The organism is Candidatus Aenigmatarchaeota archaeon, from assembly GCA_016932615.1.
Lineage (GTDB): Archaea > Aenigmatarchaeota > Aenigmatarchaeia > QMZS01 > QMZS01 > JAFGCN01.
In genome coordinates this window covers 12,329-33,756 of sequence record JAFGCN010000010.1, presented here as the reverse complement: position 1 = coordinate 33,756, position 21,428 = coordinate 12,329, and the positions used below count along the sequence as shown (strand labels likewise).

Here is a 21,428-nt window from a genome sequence, read left to right as displayed (position 1 = left end):
CTATTATGGAGCTCCGCCTGACTTCGCGAAAGTTTGCAGACAAGAATTAGAGAAGCTTAACCGAGAAATTGGCTACTAGCCCTACCTCAGGTCATCTTTTATCCAAAAACCTTTTCGCCCTCAAAATCAGGGCTGTGGAAGACACGTCCAGTATTTCATTTTTTTCGACCATTTTCAAGGCCTTTTCAAGCGGCACTTTCAGGGAAGTGATATTTTCAGTTTCGTCCATTTTTGTGTTTCCAAATGACAGATCTTCAGCCAGGAAGAGGTAAATCGTGTTGTTGATTCCGCCCGGGGCGGCTTTTGACTTCCCCAGAAGCGTCCATTTTTTGGCGGTTATTCCCATTTCTTCCTTAAGTTCTCTTTTTGCGCCGGTGAGCGGATCTTCACCAGGGTCAGCGCAGCCAGCAGGGACTTCAATGCTGTCGGCGCCTAAAGCGTACCTGAATTGCTTTGTAAGGTAAACGTTTCTGTCCTTGTCTACGGGGAGAATCAATAGCCATTCATGAAGCTCAATCACCCCATAGATTGTGTCTTTTCCGCTAGGGTCAATGACTGAATCCTCCCTTACGCTAATCCAGGGGTTTTTGTAGGCATTCCTGCTCCCCTTTATCGTCCAGGGGCCGTTTTGGGTGGGCATATAATTAGTTAAGCACTAGCTGATAAAAAGATGCCCTAGATGAGTTTTCTTCCGTATATATTGGGACAATCTTCACGCATAACCGTATCGTAGATGAAGTACACAGGCCTAAGATTATTATCAACAAGAATTTTATCTGTAGTCTTTCTCGCCTCTACAAAGAAATCGCTAAGCTGGACCTCCTCGGAGGTGTACTTGTCTAAAATAGCTTGGTCTGTGACAAGCCTAGTTTTCAAATTTGGATGCCCCAAGTGCTGATAATGAAACACCGTTGCTTCTGCACCGGCAGACTTTAGATACAAATCCATAGGAACTTCGTAACTATAACCATGGGGCAGGCCAATGGCAATTCTCGTGCCTGAAGGCGGACCAGTGTTAGCAACAAAAGTGTTCAGGTAGTAAACGGGTATATTTATGGCTTGTTCTTTGGATGCATATCCTATACTGAACTGATTTTCCGAAGAGATAATCCCAATTGGCGCGTCCTCTACCCTATCCAACCATCGCATAGCCATTTCTCGGCCATCAGAAACATTCCCTACAATAAATCCTATTTCTGCATCGCTTAAGTCTACTCCCCTCTCATGAAGTTGGGCGTATTTTGAAGTTACCCCGGGATCAGGAATGTATCTCATAAATAAATGCTCCTCGAGAATAAATACTACCCCCAGGTTACATCTTTTCTGAAAAGTCCTGTAGTATAAACCCTTTTTTCAATCTTTATTTTATGAAAGCGCTTGTAACCGGCGGGGCTGGCTTTATCGGAAGCCACCTGGCGGATAAACTGGTTGAAATGGGTTATGAAGTCACGATTCTTGACAACCTAAGCGTAACCGGCCAGAACCTGCCAGATTTGAAGAAAAAAGGAATAAAAGCGATAATTGCAGACATTACTGACACTGACAGGATGATGGCTGAAGTAAAGGGGTTCGATGTTGTCTTTCACTTAGCGGCCATGAACCGGGCGATAAAGTCCATAAAAGACCCCCTTCGGGCAAATGCGGTCAATATAAACGGCACGCTTAACATCCTTGAAGCATGCAGGAAAAACGGGGTCGGAAAAGTCGTGTTTTCCTCAAGCTCCTCCGTGCACGGGCTTTCAACTGCCTTTCCAAGGGTCGAGGATGACCGGCCGATTCCATCCCACCCGTACGGCGTCGGAAAAATCGCTGCCGAGTACTATACCAACGTCTACCACTCGCTTTTCGGGATGGACAACGTGGTCCTGAGGTACTTTAGCGTATATGGCCCAAGGCAGCTTGGGACAATCGATTACGCTGCGGTTATCCCAAAATTCATACACAAGATTTCCCGTGGCGAGGAAATCGAGGTTTACGGCGATGGGGAGCAGACGAGAAGCTTCACCTATGTAGGCGACGTGGTCGAGGGGACAATAAAAGCCGCAGGGACCAAGGAAGCGTACGGGGAAACAATCAACATATGCGCCTCAAAGGAAATCAGCGTCAACGGGCTTATCGGGAACTTGGAAAAACTTATCGGGAAAAAGGCAATCGTAAAGCACACGCCGGAGATAAAAGGCGAAATCAGGGCAAACCTTGCCAGCGTAAGCAAGGCAAAGAAAATATTAAGTTTTGAGGCAAGTACTTCAATGGAAGAAGGGCTGAAGGAAACAGTCCAGTGGCACAGGGAAATGCATGGGTATTAGAGGGCTTATATATTCTTCTAATTGGGATTTTAAGCTGTCCTTTTCAAAAAAATACTTGGGTAGTTTCGGAAAACACTGTTTCCTAATCAATAACTACAAATAAATAGTCAATATATATTATGTGTGGAATAGTTGGCTATATAGGGGAAAAAGGAAAAGCTGTGCCAATACTATTCAGAAATCTCACCGGAGTGGAATACCGGGGGCATGACTCCTGCGGAATATCCACCTTGAGAGTAAACCCCGAGGGGACTAAAACAATGGATACCCTTAAAAGCATTCGGTCAATACCAGAACTCGAAAAAGATTTCCGAAGAAGGTTTCCGAGAGCCAGTTCAGCTTCCCACATGGGTATAGGGCACACGCGCTGGGCGACCCATGGAGGAGTTAGCGAGAATAATGCCCACCCCCATACTGACTGCTCAAACACGATATCTGTGGTCCATAATGGGGTAGTGCACAACCATGCAGAACTTCGTAGTGGCCTGGAAACCGGCTATTACGGCGGCATAAGGCACATTTTCGAATCGAAAACAGACACAGAGGTGGTGCCTCATCTGATTGAAAGTTTCAAGGCAGAAGGCTTGCCTTTTGATAAGGCATTCGGAAAGGCAGTTGATGAAATCCAGGGAGAATACGCCCTGCTGGCCATCGACGCCTCACGGCCGGACACAATTATGGCCGCAAGAAAGGATTCACCGCTTGTAATCGGCATAGGCAAAAACGAAGCCTTTGCCTCAAGCGATATCATAGCCCTAAGCGAATATGCGGATAGTTTCATACGGCTTCAGGATAAAGATATAGCCACAATAAGAGCAGATGGAATATCAATACATAATGACCACAAAAGCGTCAGCAGAGAGGCCACTAAGATTCCGGGCCTTTGGGACTGGAGAAAGCTGTCCATTGACGGAGAGGCACTGGGAAATATAAGAAGAACCTGTCATGACCGAGGGGAGACCTATTGGGAAAGAATCAAAAAAGAGGCAAATATCTACCCCTACACTACTCTCCGAGAGGTGAGAATGCAGGACCAGTCGCTCAGATCCACGCTGGACCAAGATCCTGAGCTCATAGAGCATGTGATAGGAGGTATTCGTGATGCAGACAGAATATTTCTTGTGGGTTCAGGAAGTTCCCTTAATGCCGCAGAATGCGGAGAATATCTCCTTCGCCTCCAGGGAAAAGACGCCCGCACGGTATGCTCCTCCGAGATAAAAAGCCATGAAAAGATATTTTCTGATGATTCTCTTATAATAGCCCTTACACAGTCAGGAGAGACTATGGAACTTTATAAGACCCTTAAGGACATCAAGCATCAATACGGAACCCCTATAGTGAGCATTTCAAATGTTCCCCTGTCCACAATCCCTTGCGAAATCGCCGACCTGAATATTCCACTAAAATGTGGCCCCGAGTTTGCAGTTGCCGCTACAAAATCATACACCGGCCAGCAGGCGATTTTGAGAATGCTTTCGGAAGGGATTTCAGAAGATCTGGATGTTGTCGTGAACCGCCTTGGCTCCTCTGCAGAAGACATTGGCAACTATCTAAGAACGTTTTCCGAAAGCGACCTTGGCAAGTTCTGCAACAGCCTTAAAATGGCAGATGGAATTGCAATTCTGGGCTCCGGATTGAGCATTCCTGTTGCAAAAGAGGCCGCCCTTAAGTTTGAAGAGCTTACAAGAAAGCCTTCAAAAGCATACCTAAGCAGTGAGTTCAAGCATGGGCCTCTTGCAATGGTGCACCAACCTGACGACCAATATAAAAAGAATGTGGTATTGATTGGCATTGCCCCTGATGATGAGTCATTTGACACAACCTATCGGGCTCTTTCCCAGATATCCGCTCATGGAGGCGCGTCTTTTATAGTAACGCCAAAAGATTATTGTCTTGGTGGCACAGGCGCTGACGAAACCAAAAGTTATCTGACACGGATACCTGTCCCTAAAACCCATGCTCATGAAATCATGTCTGTAGTGCCTCTCCAGCAACTTGCCGCTTCCACTGCCTACAGTATGGGGGAGTCAAGCCGAAAATACTGCACCGCATAAGGCCTCATTGGCTGCCGCAGAGGTGATGGCCCGGATACTTCAAACCTATGGCTTATGGGTGTGAGGTAATGGATTGCAAAAGCTACAGTACAGTAATAGACTTTGATATTCCTTGTGGTTTGTCGGGGCCAAGATCGGTTCTCTCATGGCTCTTCCTTGGAACATACGGCCTAGGTTTGCGGCCAGAGGGCCCGTCAGAAATAATGCCTGGTTTGCGAAGGCAACCTGCAACGGCGAGATTGGCGGCAGTATCATTTAGGATATCAACATGAGGCACTCTGTTATTAGCGCAGTAGCGGTGCGCGGATGAGCCAGTTTGAGGCATAAAATGGGAATTATTTCCGCTGACAATGTTTGATCTGCTGTCCCCAATCGACAGAAGATTGATTTCCCCGGGTTCCGTCGAGAAGATCTCACTGCCAAGATATCTTAAGGTCTTCTCTAGTGACACGGGATTGCCATCCCCAACATATATGAGGTCAGTACTGTAATCCTCATTGTGGCTAAGCTCAAAACCCTTGAGGTCAATATCTTTCATAAATCTTCTCGCTTCATCGATGCCGAATCCCGGCCTATGTGAAGGCCTTGCAGCAAAACCTATTTTTTTGCCACATTTTCCGAAAGTTAATGGATGCAAGGGATAGTGTGCCTTAAGATATCTGGAAAGGGTGCCTGCGTTTTCCAACGTAGGGTCGAAAAGTATATATCCCTTATCCAGCACAAGATCGGTTTCGGGAAGGTCATGTTTCATCTGCCTATACATGCCATCTGTGCTCGTCAGCACTCCCTCCAATAAAAAGCTTTTTCTCAAATTTCCGGTATCGCTTCCATAGCCCTGGACATACAGGCAATTTACCTTGTCAGTATTATTTCCCTGAAGCTCAAGCTCAATTCCCTCTTCACTTGCCGCCTCAAAAACAGAGCGCATCATTTCCGGGTATATATAAGGATCTTCAACCTCATTCACTGCCCAGACAGTTCCACCGTGCTTCATTGTTGCACCCATTTCGTAGACTCCTGGCATCTGCGGCATTCCAAGCCGGCGATTTGCGTAACTGCCTGCAGCCCCCTCATTCCACCCAGTTGCAGTAGCCTTCTGAAAAAATTTTCCTACGGGCAAAATCTGAAGAGAAGGCCGAAGAGAGCTGGGTACCCTAAGATCAGTATTATCGGGGTAAGCCTGCGAACCCATGATATCACTGGCAAAAAGGACAGGATAGTCCGGATTAAATCTTGATTCTATTTCTTCAGCAAGCCGCTCAGACTTTTCCTGAAAGTATACTTTTGGAATGCCGCAACTTTTTGCCAGTTTCATTATTTTAGGCGCAATCTTATCCATTATAATCACCTCCAAAGGGAAAGGCCCACCAAAAACGGCCTCTTTAGACAACTTGGTCTGGCTCCCACCAAAAGCCCTAAAATTTCGACGCAAGATATGCTCTCCAGGCCAATATTTGCCTTGTTTCCACACGCAGTGAAACCCCCCATAATGCCTACCATATATAAACTAGCTTTCTTTAAATAGTTTATTACATTAGAGTAGTATCTACATCTTTTGACATTTTCCTATCTCAAAAATATTCATTTGAGAGAGGGGCAAAGCCAATCGGAAGAGTGCAAACTGCCGTAAAGGAAGATATCGTGCTTTGAAGCTTATCTTTCTTCATCAATTAAGCTCACTATCGCCTGTTTGAAGGCGGGAAGGTAATTTTCAAGTATGTCCCAGATGATACCCGTTTCGACTCCGAAATAGGCGTTAGTCAGAATATCCCTCATGCCTGCAATCTTTTTCCACTCAATTTCTGGACGCTTTCTTTTCAGCTCCTGCGGGAGGTTTTTTGTCGCTTCACCAATGATTTCCAGATTTCTTACCACTGCATCAAAGGCCATTTCGTTTTTGGACAAATCTTTTCCAGAACCGATATTCTTTGTGTACTTATCAATTTTCTCAATCGAGCGCAAAATGTCTCCAATATAGACCTTATAATCTCGCATATTTTACTTCTCTGCGTATATCTTTGAGTTCGGGTTTGAGGCTTCCTTCAGTGACCAGGTCAACTTTCCTCTTGAACTCCTTTTCCAAGAGAAACTTAAGGTCCATATATCCTCCAAACTTGGGTTTCCTGAATTTCACTAAAACATCCACGTCGCTTTTCGGGCCTTGTTTTTTCTTTGCAAATGAGCCAAATACGCCAATCCTCACTACCCCCAGCCTATCAAGGTCCTCTTTTTTCCTTTCCATCAAGGATAAAATCCTCTCTGCAGTCAGCTTTGGCTCGGCCGCTTTTTGGGTTATTCTTTCCATAATATTTGTTCTAGGTAATATTCTTTAGGAGTTTGCCACTATTTAAGTTTTGAAGCGGTTATTGTTATAATGGCTGAACGGGTTATCTGCGTTGCCGGGCTTGGTTATGTTGGTTTGCCTCTAGCTTTGAAATTTGCCAGGAAATACAAGGTTATCGGCTTTGACATCAAAAAGGAAAGGGTCGAGGAGCTTAAACGCGGGTATGACCGAAACCTCGACATAGAGAAAAAAGAGTTCGAGGATGTTTCGGGAAATATCGAGTTTTCAAGCGACGAAAAGGTAATTTCCGGGGCGGATATTGTCGTTATTGCAGTTCCCACACCCGTACTTAAGGGAAACAGGGCGGATTTAAGTTATTTGGAGAGCTCTTCGCGCACTGTCGGGCGAAACCTTAAGAAAGGGGCGATTGTCGTTTACGAGTCGACCACCTACCCCGGGTGCACCGAGGACTTTTGCCTGCCGATTCTCGAGAAAGAAAGCGGCATGAAGCTTGGAGAATTCTTTTTGGGCTACAGCCCGGAGAGGGTCAACCCCGGTGACAAGGAGCACACAATTGACCGGATTTACAAAGTCGTTGCCGGGTGCAATGATTCGGTTGCTGATACGCTTGTGGAGATTTACAGTGTTGTAACCAATGTTTACAAGGCGCCGTCGATTCGAATAGCCGAAGCGGCAAAAGTTATTGAAAATACGCAAAGAGACGTCAACATCGCCCTTTTTAACGAGCTTGCCATGCTTTTCGACAGGATGGGGCTTGACAGCGAGGAGATTTTCAAGGCAGCCGCCACAAAATGGAATTTTTTGCGGTTCTACCCCGGCTTTGTCGGGGGGCACTGCATACCAGTGGACCCTTATTATTTGGCTGAAAAGGCGGTTGAAGTCGGGTATTACCCAAACCTCATACTTGCAGGCAGGGGAGTAAGCGAGTCTGTCGCGCCGTTTGTCGCCAAAAAAATCGTGAAATTGCTAGTCGAGACCGGAAAGCCGCTAAAAACCGCCAAAGTCCTGATGCTGGGAGCCACCTACAAGGAAAACGTGCCTGACCTCCGGGACAGCAAGGTGGAAATCCTGATAAACGAGCTGAAGGATTTCGGGATAACCGGGGTAACCGTCCACGAGCCGATGCTTTTCTGCAAAGACACCGTTTTTAGCGCTCCAAACACCAAAGCCCTCGACAAGTATGACGTAATCGTCTATGCGGTCAACCACAAGAAGTTCAAAGACCTTGACGTGTTAAGCCACCTCAGGGACAAGGGAATCCTCATCGACATCAAGAGGAAGTTCAAGCGAGAAGATGTCGAGTCCAGAGGGTTTGTGTACTGGGGGTTGTAAAAAATCAATCACTAATGATTAAGGTATTCTACTCAGGAACCGAGTTAAGGCAACGAAGAAGGGAAACCATTTGCAATCCACCAAAAGGCGTAAAGTATTTCACCAAAACCCCTCTCAAAAGCATGGGTGAAGACTATAAGATTTCTTATTCACCCAAAAAACCAGAGCTAGTAAATCCACTGGCAATTTTAGAAACCTTCCGCATACCCAATATTCGATATGTATCCCCCACCTTACTTAAAGACATAGACCTCATACACACACCGGGACAATTACTCATCAATAAAATACCGTGGGTGGTTGAAGTAGACAATGTTGTGGGTATGAGTTATTACCGGATAAAAATTCTCAATAGCACTTCCGGTCGATGGCTAATGAAAAAGTTTTTGAGATCTGGGTACTGCAAAGGTATCCTGTGCATAAGCGAAGCAGCAAGGAAAAGCGTGGAGAACACGCTACGGGATCAGAGTATAAACAAAAAAATAGAGGTAATCTACCCCTATGTCAAACCAAATCCAAATAAAAAAATCGATTCAGATAAAATAAGACTCTTATTTATAAGCACCAATTTCTATCAAAAAGGGGGTAAGGAACTTCTGAGAGTATTCGACCAATTGTGCAAAAAATATAAGAACCTTGAGCTTACCATCATAACTAAGATAGCCCACATAGACTCTGGACTCCTCAGGAGATATTCTAAAAATAGAAAGATTCATTTTTTAGAAGCAAGATATACAAAAGAAGAACTCTACAGGGAATTCTATCCAAAAGCAGATATATTTGTAGTTCCAACATACCAGGATAGTTTTGGATTGGTATTCTTAGAGGCCATTTCTTCGGGATTGCCCGTAATTTCAACAAATATGTTTGCACTTAATGAAATGGTACTGGAAGGTAAAAATGGATTTTTAATTGATTCTCCCATCAAGTACTTCAATGAAGACTATACGCCTAATAACTATTGGTGGCAAACAGACACAACAAAAGCAGCTAAGGAGGGCAATTATCCAAGCGTGGTGAAGCAACTAAGCGAAAAGTTAGACCGGTTAATTTCTGATAAAAGACTAAGACAATCTATGTCTAAAGTGTCTCGAGAATTGGTAGAGTCTGGCAGATTCTCAGAACGAGTAAGGAAGGGAAGGATTTACAAAGCATATAAGCATTGCCTAGACCAATCATGAAACATATATCTCTTCAAAACCAATAGAACTATGTGCGGAATACTCGGCCAGATTAATCTTAACGCCCCCCTCAGTAAAAAAGAGACTACAAGACTCAGAAAAGGGCTCTCTATGCTTCGCCATCGAGGTCCTGATTCTGAAGGGACGTTTTTGGAAAAAGATATTTTTTTGGGTCATAGGAGATTGTCTATTATTGATTTAGAAAGTCGTTCAAACCAACCCATGCTTGATTCAGACTGCGCTTTGGTATTTAATGGAGAGATATATAATTTTCTTAAACTCAGAAAGACCCTGGAATCAAAGGGGTTCCGATTTAAGACAACCTCTGATACAGAAGTCTTGCTAAAAGCATATATTAGATGGGGTCTAAGCTTCGTGGAACATCTGGATGGTTGCTGGGCCTTTTGCATATATGATGGGCGATTTAAAAGGGTAATCCTGTCTCGAGACAGGATTGGGGAAAAACCTCTGTATTACTACTCAAACAAGAATCGCATTGCATTTTCCTCCGAACTTCCGTCTTTATTAAAAATACTGGACAAAAGAGAAAAAAACGTAGATTATTTCCGATTAGCCCAATTTAATCTAAATAATTTCAAACACATGCCCTATGACTTGACCCCTTTTGAAAACATCTATAAGCTAAAACCGGGTTATAATCTAGTAATTGACGGTGGTGTTGTCAAGCTCAGAAAATATCTAAGAATACCAAAGAAAAAAATAGAAAAACCCCTAAAAGCGCTTGAAAAAACGATGAAATCCTCCGTAGAACAAACGTGCATATCGGATGTTCCTGTAGGCATTCTGTTCTCTGGAGGGGTCGACTCTTCACTTATTGCAGCTATGCTAAGGGATAAAAATATCCATGCCTACTGCTTTGGTTGGGACGAAAAAGACCCCGAAATCATCCGAGCGAGAAATGCGGCAAAGCAACTCGGTCTAACCCTAAAAGAGATTTTCCTCAAGAATCAAAACTTTTGTGAAAATCCCATTGGAAGTATAAAAAGCATTGTGAAACGATATGGTGAACCAATAAATCTCTTCCAAATTATATACTCCGAGGTAATACTAAAATCTATGAAAAAGGATGGCATCAAAGTAGTTATTGGTGGCAATGGTGCTGATGAACTCTTCTATGGCTATGATGGCTCAAATCAAATGCTTTTTCTTTCCAAAATAAAGGACACAATAAGCACCTTGCCAATGCCTGCCCTCCTCAATAAACTACCCTTCTTGGACCAAGTCCACCGAGAGAGCTGGAAATTAAAGTCCAATATCTATGAAAAACAAATGTCTCACAAGACATATATAAACCCAATTTACCGAAAATTCTTGCTATCTAGTTCATTCGAGGAAGTTTCCAAAGAAATACCCTCAAAAAGTCTAATAGACGTTTTTAATTGGATTGGTTTGAGAATAGAAAATGAACATTCTGTCACAATGGTGGCAGATTTCTCTAGTATGCAAAACGGAATGGAACTCAGAACCCCTTTCCTAAACAAAGAGATTATATATCTTGCTCAAAATATACCTGCCAAATACAAAGTTAGATCAGTTTTTTCTAAAAAGAACAACAAATATGCCCTTAAAAAAGTACTTGAAAAATACTTGCCCAAGGAGACTATTTATGCGAAAAAAATGGGCTTCGGTTACAACATTTTCTCAAACATCAATCTTGGCAACATTATCTTAAAAAATCGTAGGTTATTCGAAAAATATCTTAACGAAACCATCCCAAAAATAGAACTCTATGATTGTAATTTGATTAAAAACATGTATTTTGAACACCTTAACGGTAAAGACCATAGCAAAGAATTGATGGAGATTCTAATAGTTGCAATCTGGTTTGAGGAATTTTGCCAATAAGCAGCTAAATCTTCTCAACCAGATAATTCTCCAAGGCCATGTACTTCAGCCCGGAGTTCTGGAAAGTAAATAATGCCTGCTCAAGCGACCCGACAAGAGGGTAGCCATGTATGTTTAATGAGGTGTTAAGGACTGCGCCGATTCCGGTTTTCTCCTTAAACAAGCTGATAAGCTTGTGATAATCGGGATTGTGGTCCTTTGTGACCACCTGCGGCCTGCAGGACTTGTCGCCCTGGTGGATGGCCGCCCTTAGCTGAGTTATGGGTTTGCGACAATAGTCCTGTTTCCCAAAGCCCTGGCGCCCCACTCGCCCCTTCCCCGGAAAAGGGCGACAACCTCGTTTTTGGAAAGCAAATCAGCAACTTTCTCCTCGATGTCCTTGACTTTTGTAATCTTGTACTTGCGCCGAAGCTTCTTCGACTTTATGAACTGCTCGACCTCCCTGTTGGAAAAGCCCATGCCCAAATACATATCGCCTTTCATGTCCACCTTTTCCCCTTTCTGGTGCCCGTAGTAGCCAAGGCACCCGATTACGTTTGACTCATCGCCGCATGAAGGCATAAAGTAGACCTTTTTGACTTCAGGCAGTTCCTGAATCTTCTTGTTAAGCTTAACGTTCATGAACACGCCGCCGGAAACCGCAATCCGGCTTATCCTGGTCTTCTTTACGGCAGCTCTTATCCACTCCAGGACGAGGTCTTCAGTGAAGTACTGAAGGGCTGCCGCAAGGTTGTCAAACCTCTCAAAGGCGGCGTTTTTCACAAGGAAATCATCAAAGTAGGGTGTCGGCTCGTCCGACTCGAATGTAAGGTCTTTCTTGTTCACCCACATTTTGCCCTTGAAAAGCTTGTTGTAAGTCTTCATGAAGTAGTCCTTCTTGGAGTAAGAGGCAATCCCCATCACCTTGTACTCGTGCTCAAGGGCTTTCATGCCCATGTAGACAGTCGCCTTCGAGTAGATGTAGCCAAGCGAGCTTTCCCACCTTGTGCCTGAAATGCGCTTCATTTCTTTGCCGTCCCAGATGTTGACGGTTGCCGCGTACTTGTCGCCTGAGCCGTCAAGCGTAAGGACAAGAACCGGCTCTTTTGTATCCCAAAGCCCGTAAAACGTAATCGGCGAGTAGGCATGGGCGAGATGGTGCTCCACGAACTCCACGTCGGAATTAAGCCCCATCTTCCCAAGCGTTTCCCTAAGCTCCTTTCCCGCCTTTTTGCTGACGCTTTTCTCCAGGTTATCTCTTATAAGGTAAAGCATCTGCCTGTTGTGGCGGAAGAGGAATTTCACGAGATTTTTCCTCATCTTAGCCGTAATACCTGGCTGGGAAACCGGCTTTTCAGTAGTCATCGAAACCTGCTGAGGGTAAACGGTAAGCCCGGAAACAAGCACCTTGTCCACCACCTTTAGCTTGTTCCTCTTAAGGGCATAGATGATAGCTTTTTGGGGGAAAGTCGAAGAATTCTTGATATTGTCAAACTTCTCCTGAGAGATTACGTCCCCCAAAAGGCCTTTGTTATAGAGAGCTATGCTTGCGTTATGCCCTAACTGTAGAGAGAGGAGATTCATAAAAATAGTAAAGGTAGACTTTTAAACGCCCTATCAGAATTGAAAGTTGAAATATATATCTGTTTATAGATATAGTTATGGTTCTTTTTGGGAACAAAAAAAGAAGGCATGCGATCAATTCAATTCTGCTCTCCTTACTCCTATTTCTTTCTCCTTCCCTCGGTGACCTAAATTTTGGTTGGGAAAAGCATCCCGGAGCAGTCATAGACTTAGGATATCCAGAGCAATGGGATGGAGGATCTCTTCAGTACCCCGCAGTTCTAAAATCAGACGAAGGATACATGGCGGTATATTCTGGAATCAAAAAAGACCCCCTTCGTTGGTATGAAACTCTTGGATGTGCACACTCACAAGATGGAATTTCTTGGGAAAAATGCGAAACAAATCCACGAATAATCGCAGGTATTGATTGGGAAGACTACCATGTCTATGCTGCAGCGATGATCTACGTAGAGGAGGGGTACTCCCTATGGTACTCTGGCTACGACGGTGGAATCAACGCAAGCATCGGCTACGCGACTTCAGATAACGGAGTCGACTGGGACAAGTACGATTTTAACCCTGTGCTTACCGGAAACTATTCTGAATGGGATGAGCGGTTCATCATGGACCCTTCCGTCATAAAGGACGGGGACACTTACAAGATGTGGTACTTCGGTGCAGCGCCGTTAAACAGCGGAAGCCCACTGACAGCAGGAATCGGCTACGCGACTTCAGATAACGGAATTGACTGGGAAAAACACCCCGGAAACCCCGTTTTTGCAGCCGATGTGCACGGCACAAGGCCAAGCGTCATAAAGGATGGAGACACTTACCTCATGTTTTATGACTGCCGCCCGTCACAGGGTGAAGGAAGCGGAATATGCTACGCGACTTCTCCTGACGGAATAGCGTGGACCCCATCAGGCGAAAACCCAATCCTAACCAAAGGGGAAGCTGGCTCCTGGGACGAAAATGGGGTCAAAATGCCCTTTGCCATGAAAGACGGCGAAACTTACAAAATCTGGTTTGTCGGCGTTGACGCACTGGGAACAGAAAGGATTGGCTACGCCTACTCAGTCCCCATAAACACCTGCCCGGACACTCCTGAGCAGGAGATGCTGGAAGCGATAAACACGCTTCCTTACGACTACTATGAAACTTACTCCAGCCATAACAATGACGCGGTTTCGCCTGACGCGCCAAAGCTTTGCTACACGGACCTGAGCGAGAATAATGTCTGGTTTGTAAGGGTAAGGAGAAGTTCAAGCGCGTTTTACCCCTTCAAGCTGTCGCTCCTCGGCCCTGAAGCAGGCTATGACTTTAACAGCTGGTATGAAAAAAGCGCTGTCATCACCACATTAATCCCAGGCGAAGGAATCGCAATCCAGCAGAAATACCCTGAAGGCACAATCAACCTGGAAGAGGCCATAGGAAACCTGCCTCTTGTAAAAAGCTCCAGCATGCTTAGCCAAAACCTCCACGCCTTCCTAAGCGCCCTTGAGATTTCTTTTGAAAGTCCAGGAATCTACACGAGAGGGCAAATTTCGATAAACGAGGACGGAAACCCAGAAATGGAGGGCTTCCTGGAAGCAAAAGGGATCACCCCTGGGCCTTCAGTCGACCTGGACTGCGGCGGCGGATACAAAAAATACTATGACCTTTCCGACGGAGTTCTCAAAGACACTTTTTTCGAAAGCACCGGCTGCTCTGGAAACCTTGGCCTGGACAAAACCGCCATTTCGTATACAAGAGAGGCAAAAATTGACCTTGGAGCAATCTCCTTTACTGGAGAGCTGTTTGCCAGCACCGAAATCGAGCCAAACGTTGACCTGGGCGGAAACTTCCACCTGTCAAGGCCTCAGGCGCTTGTCGGGGGCGCAATGGCCAGCGGGGAAATCAATTCCACTGCCCAGCTGGAAGGCACTGCCTGCACTGCAAATGGCTGCTATGAAAATATAAATCTCTCCCTTGAGCCGATTTATATCGATGACTTTAGGATACTTGGGGAAGCCGCATATTCCCCTGAAAAGTTTGAAGAAGGCGATTACATTGCTTCCCCTTACAATCGGCTTTCTGACGGAATGGAAGTCGAGTACCACAACCTCGGCGAAAGGTCGGTTGTTTTCCGCTTCGAAGGGTCAGAGGCCACAGTCAGCTCAAGAATGTGCATCAACCTCGATGAATTCGGCCTTCCCTGCGGAGGGATTTTTGACTGCCGCCAGTGCATAACACAGGGCGAAATATTGGCCCTTCCGGCATGGGAAACTTATGTCGGCCAGACCGTGATAAAGTTGCGCTCACCCGTCCAGGTAAACGCATACGGAATTTCCGGAGAGATAATCGGCTCTGCCCTGGAAGAAGGGGAAATCAACTTTCCCACGACAAATAACAAGTTTTTCTTAATTGTCGAAGGAACCGAAAGCGGCAATTATGGGCTTGAGGTAACAAGGCCAGTCCAGATTACCGCCCCCAACGGAAGCATTATACTGGCCGAAATCACCTACCTGGCTGATGAGGTTTCGACTCTTGAGGGAAGAAAAGACTATTACGGTTTTGACTTTTACGCAATCGAGTGGGAAATAAACCAGAAAATTTCGAAAGGCGCAGATATCGAAACTGCAATCCGGGAAACGCTTGAGAATTTGGTTGTGACCAACCAGGGAATCACAAAAGAGCCAGCAATAATCGGGCTTGAAAGCACATATGGGCATTACGGCGAAACAATCGAAATAAACGCAACGCTTTATTCCGCAGAAGGCGCCCTTTCGGGGAAAGAGATAATCTTCTATCTTGACGGGCAGGAAATCGGGCGGGGAGTAGCAGACGATGACGGGATTGCCTCCATAGACTACCTGGTAAGCGCTGAAGCTGGAAGGCACCTTCTTGGGGCCGTATTTGAAGAAACAGTTGAATTGCTTGGGGACTCCGGCTACGCAACGCTGGAAGTCCTGAATATCCCTCTCAAGGCAACCCTGATTGTTCCAGCCCTTGTCAGCGGCAACATTGAAGTGGCAGGAAACATAGAAGGTTCACAGATTACCGAAACCCTGCTCCTTATAGACGGGCTTGAAGTTTCCCAAAGTTTACCTTATGATTGGGACTCTACTGGCTGCAGCGACGGGCTACACCGGCTTGACCTTTCTGTAGAAGGAGTTGATGGAGACGTGGCAACAGACACGAAATTCGCGCTTGTGGACAATACTCCTCCTGAGATAGAGGTAATTTCCCCAACCGAAGGAACCGTTTACGACGAGGAAGTTTATCTCAATTATTCAGTTCACGACAATTTCGACCCAAGCCCGACCATCAGATCCAACTACCCGAATAACACCCTTTTCGATACGGAAGGCCAGTATGAAGTCCTTATTTCCACCACAGACAATGCAGGAAACGCAGCCCAAAAATCGGTTTCCTTTGAAATCGATTATGAGTGCATCAGGGATGATGAGTGCGGCCCGGCAAGCTTCTGCAACACGAGCCATAAATGCCAGAGGGGCTTTTTGGTGGATGACGTGTTCACAGCGCACTCCCCAAGCCAGAAGGGCTCAACAATCGTGCTTTTCATGAAAATCCGCTCCCTTTCGGACATAGAGCTTATGGATTCCTCGGTCAGGGTGCATGATGAAAACGGCTTCTCAGAGATTTTTGATTCAAGAGTCTGCCTCCCGGAGCAGGCCCAAAACCGCTTCACGTGCATGTACAACTTCAAGGTCCCGGGAACAGGCATTTTCCACGTTGATGCCCTTGTAAATGGAGAGGTTATCGGGGAAAATGTGGAGGAAATCGCCGTAATCCAGCACGGCAAGTAGATAAACGGAAAGGATATTAAAAATAAAAAATACCACTATTTGTGAGTAAAATGGGACGCAAACCTAATTATCCCCGGAGATTTTTCGAAGACCTCGAAACGATAGAGAGAATGGTTTCTTTTGCCTATTCTCCCAAAGGTTTCTTCCTTGATAAGAAAAGAGTGGGGGAAATTGCCGAAGGGATACTTGAAAGGAAAAATGGCCGGAATATAGACCGGCTCCTTCATAAATACACCAATCCTGAACTTTATCTGGAGCAAAAAAAGCCCCCCTATGAAAAGATAAACAGAATATTGTCTTTTGCCTATTCTCCCCAAGGTTCGGGCCTAGAAAAGAACCTGGTTTGGGAAATTGCCGGGGGGCTTCTGGATGGAAAGAGCCATAGCTTGATTGCTTCTGAGCTTGGCGTCAACCCCGATACTGTTTACAGATATACTCACCCCGATGCTTACCTAAAGGAAAAAGAACGGCGCAGGAACCGCCAAGTAGAGAAATACCGAAGCGACCCGGAACACAGGGAGAAAAGGAGCATTGCAAATAAAAAATACCAGAGAAAGAAAAAAGAGTTGCCTTAAAAAAACCCGAAATTTACTCTTTATTCTCGGCTTTTTCGCTTTTTTGAGTCCCTGTAGTGCATAATGTGGGCGATTGTGCAGGTCGGGATTATGTCGGTTCCAGGCAGTATTTCCTCTCCAAAACCAAGGGCTGCAAGAGATGAAGACCCGTAAGTCCTCTTAATCCAGTACGCCTGAAGAGGGGCAAATGCAAGGTCTGAGGTTTCCCCGATTCCGGGAAAAAGATAGCTTGCCATGCCAAGCGCGTCAATTCCCATGCTTATTGCAAGGTTTTTCAGGTCGTACTTTTCTGCATAGCTTTCCTCCTGATTTTGGGAATACCCCTCAGCCCCTCCGTACGTTTCGGCGTCCATAGTTTCACCTGTTTGAAGGATCGAGGTTATGTTTAGAGCCATTGCCAGAGTTATTCCAGCCCATCGCCACTGGCTCCAGGGTACCATATATCTCGCCGAGCGTTTTAAAATTCTTTTGGCAGGCTAGAGGATCGTAATTCAAGTGGTTCATCCTGAGCTCATTAACCAACCCCCTGAGATTTGGAGGCAATTGGTAGTCCAAAAGGGTGGTTACCACCCTACCAAAATCACCGCTATAAGATATTTCATGAGGGTCAAGAAACTTCTTCGCGCCCAGCATTGAATGCACTGGTTTTCCATGCCGGGCCTTACATTCTCCACAAGCCCCAAGTAAGGTATTCACACCATTAAATAACAGAGTTCTCTGATCCTTATCCATAAGGTTGAATTCCTCCCGACAAGCATCGTAGTCAATCATCTTACCACCTAAATATAATAGTACTGTACATATAAATACTTTTGTTACCAGTTAAGAGTAACAATATTACTGGATCAGCCACTAGCTCAGTACAAAGTTGTCCCTTCAGGAACGTTTGCCCTTACCATCACCCCCGGCCCAATTGTGCAATTGTCTCCTATGATGATACCGGGCATGATCACAACACCGCCCCCAAATCGCGCGTTTTCGCCAATAATGCTGCCAAACGAGCGGCGGCCAGTCCCTACAGAGGTTCCATCCAAATCCAAGTAAATCTCCCCCCTGTCAATCCGGACATTCGCAGTTGCAAAGCTTCCCCCGATTTTAGAGTGGGCTCCAACCAAAGTATCCCCAATATAGCCAGAATGCATGCTTACGTCATCCTTAAGAACTGATCTTGCAATTTCAGCGTAAGCTCCAACCATACAGCCCGCGCCAAGGATCGAATCCCGGACCAGCGAAAAGTTACCTACCATAGAATCATCCCCAATATAAGAATTTTCTATTACCGAATTTTCCCTTACCCTTACATTTTCGCCGATATAAGAATTCTCAATAACCACATTTGCGCCTATTTTCGCGGTATCGGACACATAATTCCTCTTCTGAGCCAAAAACTCTTCTCTGGCCTTGAGTTGATACCAGGGATAATCAATCAAAACCGTGCCTTCAGAGCCCGAAAAGCCGGTCTCTCCAGAAAAATATGCCTGCGTGGCCACTCCATCCCCTTCGGAAAAATCTGACACCATATCAGTATATAACTCCCCTCTATAAATAGTTATCACTTTGATAAGATAGCAATATCTCCAGGTGTATTTAAGCTTACAAAATGAATATAAAAGTCAGGCATTCTTTTACTAAACTTGGATATGGCTAAATTCATTTCGGTCCGGGGCGCAAGGGAACACAACTTGAAAGACATAAGTATTGACCTTCCAAGGGACAAGCTTATCGTCATAACCGGGCTTTCCGGCTCCGGGAAGTCAACTTTGGCCTTTGACACAATCTACGCGGAGGGGCAGAGAAGGTATGTCGAGTCCCTGTCGGCTTACGCAAGGCAGTTTTTGGGGCTGATGAACAAGCCGGATGTTGACTCGATTGACGGCCTGTCCCCGGCAATCTCAATAGAGCAGAAAACCACAAGCAAGAACCCGAGAAGCACTGTCGGAACAGTAACCGAGATTTACGATTATCTCCGGCTTCTTTTTGCAAGGGTGGGCGTTCCCTACTGCCCGGTTCATAACATAAGGATAGAGTCCCAGTCCCCGCAGAAAATATCCCAGAGAATCGCCGGGGAGCACAAGGGAACGGTAACTCTCCTATCCCCAATCATAAGGCAGAAAAAGGGCACTTACGAGCAGCTTATCGCCGAGCTTAACCGGGAAGGATACTCCCGGGTCAGGGTTGACCGGAAAATCTACCGGACTGACGAAAAAATAAAGTTGGAGCGGTACGTAAAGCACGATATCGAAATTGTCCTTGACAGAATAGAAACGAGCGAAACTGCCCGGCTGGCAGAAGCAGTCCAGAATGGGCTCAAAAAGTCTGACGGCGGGCTTATAATTGTCCTCGATGAAAAGGGAAAGGAAACGCTTTATTCATCTCAAAGGTCCTGCCCAGTATGCGGGCTTGCCTTCGAGGAATTGCAGCCAAGAATGTTTTCCTTTAACTCGCCCTTTGGCGCCTGCGAGGAATGCCACGGCCTTGGCATAAAGATGGAATTCGACCCAGACCTTATAATCCCCGACAAGTCCCTTTCGATTGCCGACGGGGCGATTGCCCTTTACCGGAATGTGGTCGACGGGTGGAGAATCCAGCACCTTGGAGCAGTTGCAAAGCACCTCGGCTTTGACATCTTTACGCCAATAGAGAAGCTCAAAAAAGGGCAACTCGACGCCCTTATGTACGGAAGCAACGACAAAATCAGGTTTAACATGAAAATGAACGGCGGCGAAGATTACTGGTCTCACAGCGGAAGCTGGGAAGGGCTTATCCCGCAATCAGACAGATTGTACCACCAGACCGAATCAGAATACAGGAGAAGCGAGCTTGAAAAGTTCATGCGCGTCTCCCCCTGCCCTGTCTGCAAGGGCCGCCGGCTCAAGGAAAAAGTCCTGGCCGTAAAGGTGGGAGGGCTTTCGATAATTGACGCAACCGACCTATCCATAAAGGACGCCATAAGCTTTTTTGAAGGGCTAAAGCTTACCGAAAAGGAGCAGGAAATAGCAAAGCAGGTCCTAAAGGAAATAAGGGAGCGCCTCAGGTTCCTAAGTGACGTTGGGCTTGGCTACCTCACGCTTTCGAGAAGCGCGGGGACGATATCGGGTGGAGAAGCGCAGAGAATCCGGCTTGCAACCCAGATTGGGGCAAACCTGATGGGAGTCCTCTATATCCTTGACGAGCCGTCAATCGGGCTTCACCAGAGAGACAACAGAAAGCTCATAGAAACGCTCTGCCGTCTGAGGGATATCGGAAACACGGTAATAGTCGTCGAGCATGACGAGGAAACCATGAAAAAAGCGGACTACCTGGTCGACATGGGGCCTGGAGCAGGAAGGCATGGCGGGGAGATAGTTGCCAAAGGAGCCCCTGAAGAGGTGGAGGCAAACCCAAACTCGCTTACCGGGCAGTACCTCTCAGGAAAGCTTAAAATAGAGGTTCCTGCCAGCAGAAGAAAGCCAAAGGGCTTCATAAAGCTTCTTGGCTGCAGCGAAAACAACCTGAAAGATGTTAACGTAAAAATCCCACTTGGCGTACTTACCGGAGTAACTGGGGTATCAGGAAGCGGCAAATCCACCCTCATAAACGAGACGCTCTACAAGGCGATGATGAAGCAGGTTTACGGCTCAAAGGAGCTTCCAGGCAAGCACAAAAAACTTGAAGCTGATACGGAAATTGACAAGGTGATCGTAATCGACCAGTCGCCAATTGGAAGGACTCCAAGAAGCAACCCTGCAACCTACACGAAAGTCTTCGATGAGATAAGGAAGATTTTTGCGGGAACGCCTGAAGCAAAGCTGATGGGCTTCGACCCAGGAAGGTTTTCCTTCAACATCCGTGGCGGCAGGTGCGAGGCCTGCTCCGGGGACGGGCTCATAAAAATCGAGATGAACTTCCTGCCGGACGTTTATGTCGAGTGCGAGGAGTGCAAGGGAAAAAGGTACAATGCAGAAACCCTTGGGATAAAGTACAAGGGAAAAAACATTGCTGACGTCCTGGACATGACTATTGAGGAGGCAAGAGAGCACTTCCAGAACATTCCTTCGATAAAAAACAAGCTGGACCTCCTCGTAAAGGTTGGGCTTGATTACATTAAGCTGGGCCAGAGCTCCACAACTCTTTCTGGAGGGGAAAGCCAGAGAATAAAGCTCACAAGGGAATTGTCAAAAAGGGGAACCGGAAGGACTCTTTACATTCTTGACGAGCCGACAACGGGGCTTCACTTCCACGATGTAAAAAAGCTCATTGATGTGCTCCAGGAGCTTGTAAAGAAAGGAAACTCGGTTGTCGTAATCGAGCATAATCTCGACGTCGTAAAGTCCGCTGACTGGATTATTGACCTCGGCCCCGAAGGGGGAGATGCAGGCGGAGAGATAATCGCAGAGGGGACGCCTGAGGAGGTGGCAAATGTTTCCAGGAGCCATACTGGGAAATACCTAAAGGAAGTTTTGGAAAAATAATCCG

At 46.0% G+C, this 21,428-nt stretch carries 18 protein-coding genes; 8 read left to right on the top strand and 10 right to left on the bottom strand.

The features are described 5' to 3' along the window. Nucleotides 1-91: 91 nt before the first annotated feature. Both JW727_03315 and JW727_03310 read right to left on the bottom strand, forming a co-directional pair. Nucleotides 92-640, bottom strand: a complete 549-nt coding sequence (locus JW727_03315) for an NUDIX hydrolase (GenBank protein MBN2095053.1) — start codon at nucleotides 638-640, stop codon at nucleotides 92-94. A 35-nt stretch (nucleotides 641-675) separates the two neighbouring features. After that, nucleotides 676-1,275 carry a hypothetical protein gene (locus JW727_03310; GenBank protein MBN2095052.1) on the bottom strand — a complete coding sequence of 200 codons (600 nt, stop codon included), beginning with the start codon at nucleotides 1,273-1,275 and terminating at the stop codon, nucleotides 676-678. Between the two features lie 92 nt (nucleotides 1,276-1,367). Here JW727_03310 and JW727_03305 point away from each other — a divergent pair, with 92 nt between their 5' ends. Further along, nucleotides 1,368-2,306: an SDR family NAD(P)-dependent oxidoreductase gene (locus tag JW727_03305; GenBank protein MBN2095051.1), complete on the top strand. Its 939-nt coding sequence runs from the start codon at nucleotides 1,368-1,370 to the stop codon at nucleotides 2,304-2,306. A 119-nt stretch (nucleotides 2,307-2,425) separates the two neighbouring features. Next, a complete protein-coding gene (locus JW727_03300; GenBank protein MBN2095050.1) occupies nucleotides 2,426-4,360 on the top strand; it encodes an SIS domain-containing protein in 1,935 nt (644 codons plus the stop codon). 82 nt (nucleotides 4,361-4,442) lie between these two features. Here the strand turns inward: JW727_03300 and JW727_03295 are convergent, their stop codons facing one another. The 3 genes from JW727_03295 to JW727_03285 form a co-directional block, all read right to left on the bottom strand. Beyond that, nucleotides 4,443-5,699, bottom strand: coding sequence for a hypothetical protein (locus JW727_03295; GenBank protein MBN2095049.1), 1,257 nt, complete (start codon nucleotides 5,697-5,699; stop codon nucleotides 4,443-4,445). A gap of 314 nt (nucleotides 5,700-6,013) precedes the next feature. Further along, a complete protein-coding gene (locus JW727_03290) occupies nucleotides 6,014-6,355 on the bottom strand; it encodes a DUF86 domain-containing protein (GenBank protein MBN2095048.1) in 342 nt (113 codons plus the stop codon). Continuing rightward, on the bottom strand, nucleotides 6,342-6,602 hold the full coding sequence (locus JW727_03285; GenBank protein MBN2095047.1) for a nucleotidyltransferase domain-containing protein: 261 nt from the start codon (nucleotides 6,600-6,602) through the stop codon (nucleotides 6,342-6,344). Before JW727_03285 ends, JW727_03290 begins: the two co-directional genes overlap by 14 nt. A 132-nt stretch (nucleotides 6,603-6,734) precedes the next feature. On the opposite strand from JW727_03285, the gene JW727_03280 reads away from it, so the two are divergent. The 3 genes from JW727_03280 (at nucleotide 6,735) to asnB (ending at nucleotide 11,044) form a co-directional block, all read left to right on the top strand. Then, nucleotides 6,735-7,997, top strand: coding sequence for a nucleotide sugar dehydrogenase (locus JW727_03280; protein ID MBN2095046.1), 1,263 nt, complete (start codon nucleotides 6,735-6,737; stop codon nucleotides 7,995-7,997). Between the two features lie 122 nt (nucleotides 7,998-8,119). Beyond that, entirely contained in the window at nucleotides 8,120-9,178 is a 1,059-nt protein-coding gene (locus JW727_03275) for a glycosyltransferase family 4 protein (protein MBN2095045.1), read from the top strand. Nucleotides 9,179-9,208: 30 nt separating this feature from the next. After that, entirely contained in the window at nucleotides 9,209-11,044 is a 1,836-nt protein-coding gene (gene asnB, locus JW727_03270) for an asparagine synthase (glutamine-hydrolyzing) (protein ID MBN2095044.1), read from the top strand. 4 nt (nucleotides 11,045-11,048) lie between these two features. Here asnB and JW727_03265 read toward each other — a convergent pair whose 3' ends face one another. Both JW727_03265 and JW727_03260 read right to left on the bottom strand, forming a co-directional pair. Beyond that, nucleotides 11,049-11,351 carry a hypothetical protein gene (locus tag JW727_03265; GenBank protein MBN2095043.1) on the bottom strand — a complete coding sequence of 101 codons (303 nt, stop codon included), beginning with the start codon at nucleotides 11,349-11,351 and terminating at the stop codon, nucleotides 11,049-11,051. Beyond that, nucleotides 11,303-12,607 (bottom strand): hypothetical protein, encoded by a 1,305-nt coding sequence (locus JW727_03260; GenBank protein MBN2095042.1) that lies wholly within the window; start codon nucleotides 12,605-12,607, stop codon nucleotides 11,303-11,305. The genes JW727_03265 and JW727_03260 overlap by 49 nt, the downstream gene beginning before the upstream one ends. A gap of 77 nt (nucleotides 12,608-12,684) precedes the next feature. Between JW727_03260 and JW727_03255 the strand changes: the two genes are divergently transcribed. Together JW727_03255 and JW727_03250 are read left to right on the top strand one after the other, a co-directional pair. Next, the gene (locus JW727_03255; GenBank protein MBN2095041.1) at nucleotides 12,685-16,398 is read left to right on the top strand and encodes a hypothetical protein; all 3,714 of its coding nucleotides are present in this window, start codon (nucleotides 12,685-12,687) and stop codon (nucleotides 16,396-16,398) included. Nucleotides 16,399-16,448: 50 nt separating this feature from the next. Continuing rightward, nucleotides 16,449-16,973, top strand: coding sequence for a hypothetical protein (locus JW727_03250; GenBank protein MBN2095040.1), 525 nt, complete (start codon nucleotides 16,449-16,451; stop codon nucleotides 16,971-16,973). Nucleotides 16,974-16,993: 20 nt separating this feature from the next. Here JW727_03250 and JW727_03245 read toward each other — a convergent pair whose 3' ends face one another. From JW727_03245 to JW727_03235, 3 genes are all read right to left on the bottom strand, one after another. After that, the gene (locus JW727_03245; protein ID MBN2095039.1) at nucleotides 16,994-17,230 is read right to left on the bottom strand and encodes a hypothetical protein; all 237 of its coding nucleotides are present in this window, start codon (nucleotides 17,228-17,230) and stop codon (nucleotides 16,994-16,996) included. Between the two features lie 100 nt (nucleotides 17,231-17,330). Then, nucleotides 17,331-17,744 (bottom strand): hypothetical protein, encoded by a 414-nt coding sequence (locus JW727_03240; GenBank protein ID MBN2095038.1) that lies wholly within the window; start codon nucleotides 17,742-17,744, stop codon nucleotides 17,331-17,333. An 86-nt stretch (nucleotides 17,745-17,830) separates the two neighbouring features. Next, nucleotides 17,831-18,493, bottom strand: a complete 663-nt coding sequence (locus tag JW727_03235; GenBank protein MBN2095037.1) for a hypothetical protein — start codon at nucleotides 18,491-18,493, stop codon at nucleotides 17,831-17,833. Between the two features lie 120 nt (nucleotides 18,494-18,613). Here JW727_03235 and uvrA point away from each other — a divergent pair, with 120 nt between their 5' ends. Next, nucleotides 18,614-21,424, top strand: coding sequence for an excinuclease ABC subunit UvrA (gene uvrA / locus JW727_03230; protein MBN2095036.1), 2,811 nt, complete (start codon nucleotides 18,614-18,616; stop codon nucleotides 21,422-21,424). Nucleotides 21,425-21,428: the final 4 nt, after the last annotated feature.

Coding starts and splice junctions, on each gene's coding strand:
- JW727_03315 (MBN2095053.1), bottom strand. CDS start 640: ATGCCCACCCAAAACGGCCCCTGGACGATAAAGGGGAGCAGGAATGCC.
- JW727_03310 (MBN2095052.1), bottom strand. CDS start 1,275: ATGAGATACATTCCTGATCCCGGGGTAACTTCAAAATACGCCCAACTT.
- JW727_03305 (MBN2095051.1), top strand. CDS start 1,368: ATGAAAGCGCTTGTAACCGGCGGGGCTGGCTTTATCGGAAGCCACCTG.
- JW727_03300 (MBN2095050.1), top strand. CDS start 2,426: ATGTGTGGAATAGTTGGCTATATAGGGGAAAAAGGAAAAGCTGTGCCA.
- JW727_03295 (MBN2095049.1), bottom strand. CDS start 5,699: ATGGATAAGATTGCGCCTAAAATAATGAAACTGGCAAAAAGTTGCGGC.
- JW727_03290 (MBN2095048.1), bottom strand. CDS start 6,355: ATGCGAGATTATAAGGTCTATATTGGAGACATTTTGCGCTCGATTGAG.
- JW727_03285 (MBN2095047.1), bottom strand. CDS start 6,602: ATGGAAAGGAAAAAAGAGGACCTTGATAGGCTGGGGGTAGTGAGGATT.
- JW727_03280 (MBN2095046.1), top strand. CDS start 6,735: ATGGCTGAACGGGTTATCTGCGTTGCCGGGCTTGGTTATGTTGGTTTG.
- JW727_03275 (MBN2095045.1), top strand. CDS start 8,120: ATGGGTGAAGACTATAAGATTTCTTATTCACCCAAAAAACCAGAGCTA.
- asnB (MBN2095044.1), top strand. CDS start 9,209: ATGTGCGGAATACTCGGCCAGATTAATCTTAACGCCCCCCTCAGTAAA.
- JW727_03260 (MBN2095042.1), bottom strand. CDS start 12,607: ATGAATCTCCTCTCTCTACAGTTAGGGCATAACGCAAGCATAGCTCTC.
- JW727_03255 (MBN2095041.1), top strand. CDS start 12,685: ATGGTTCTTTTTGGGAACAAAAAAAGAAGGCATGCGATCAATTCAATT.
- JW727_03250 (MBN2095040.1), top strand. CDS start 16,449: ATGGGACGCAAACCTAATTATCCCCGGAGATTTTTCGAAGACCTCGAA.
- JW727_03245 (MBN2095039.1), bottom strand. CDS start 17,230: ATGGGAATTGACGCGCTTGGCATGGCAAGCTATCTTTTTCCCGGAATC.
- JW727_03240 (MBN2095038.1), bottom strand. CDS start 17,744: ATGATTGACTACGATGCTTGTCGGGAGGAATTCAACCTTATGGATAAG.
- JW727_03235 (MBN2095037.1), bottom strand. CDS start 18,493: ATGGTGTCAGATTTTTCCGAAGGGGATGGAGTGGCCACGCAGGCATAT.
- uvrA (MBN2095036.1), top strand. CDS start 18,614: ATGGCTAAATTCATTTCGGTCCGGGGCGCAAGGGAACACAACTTGAAA.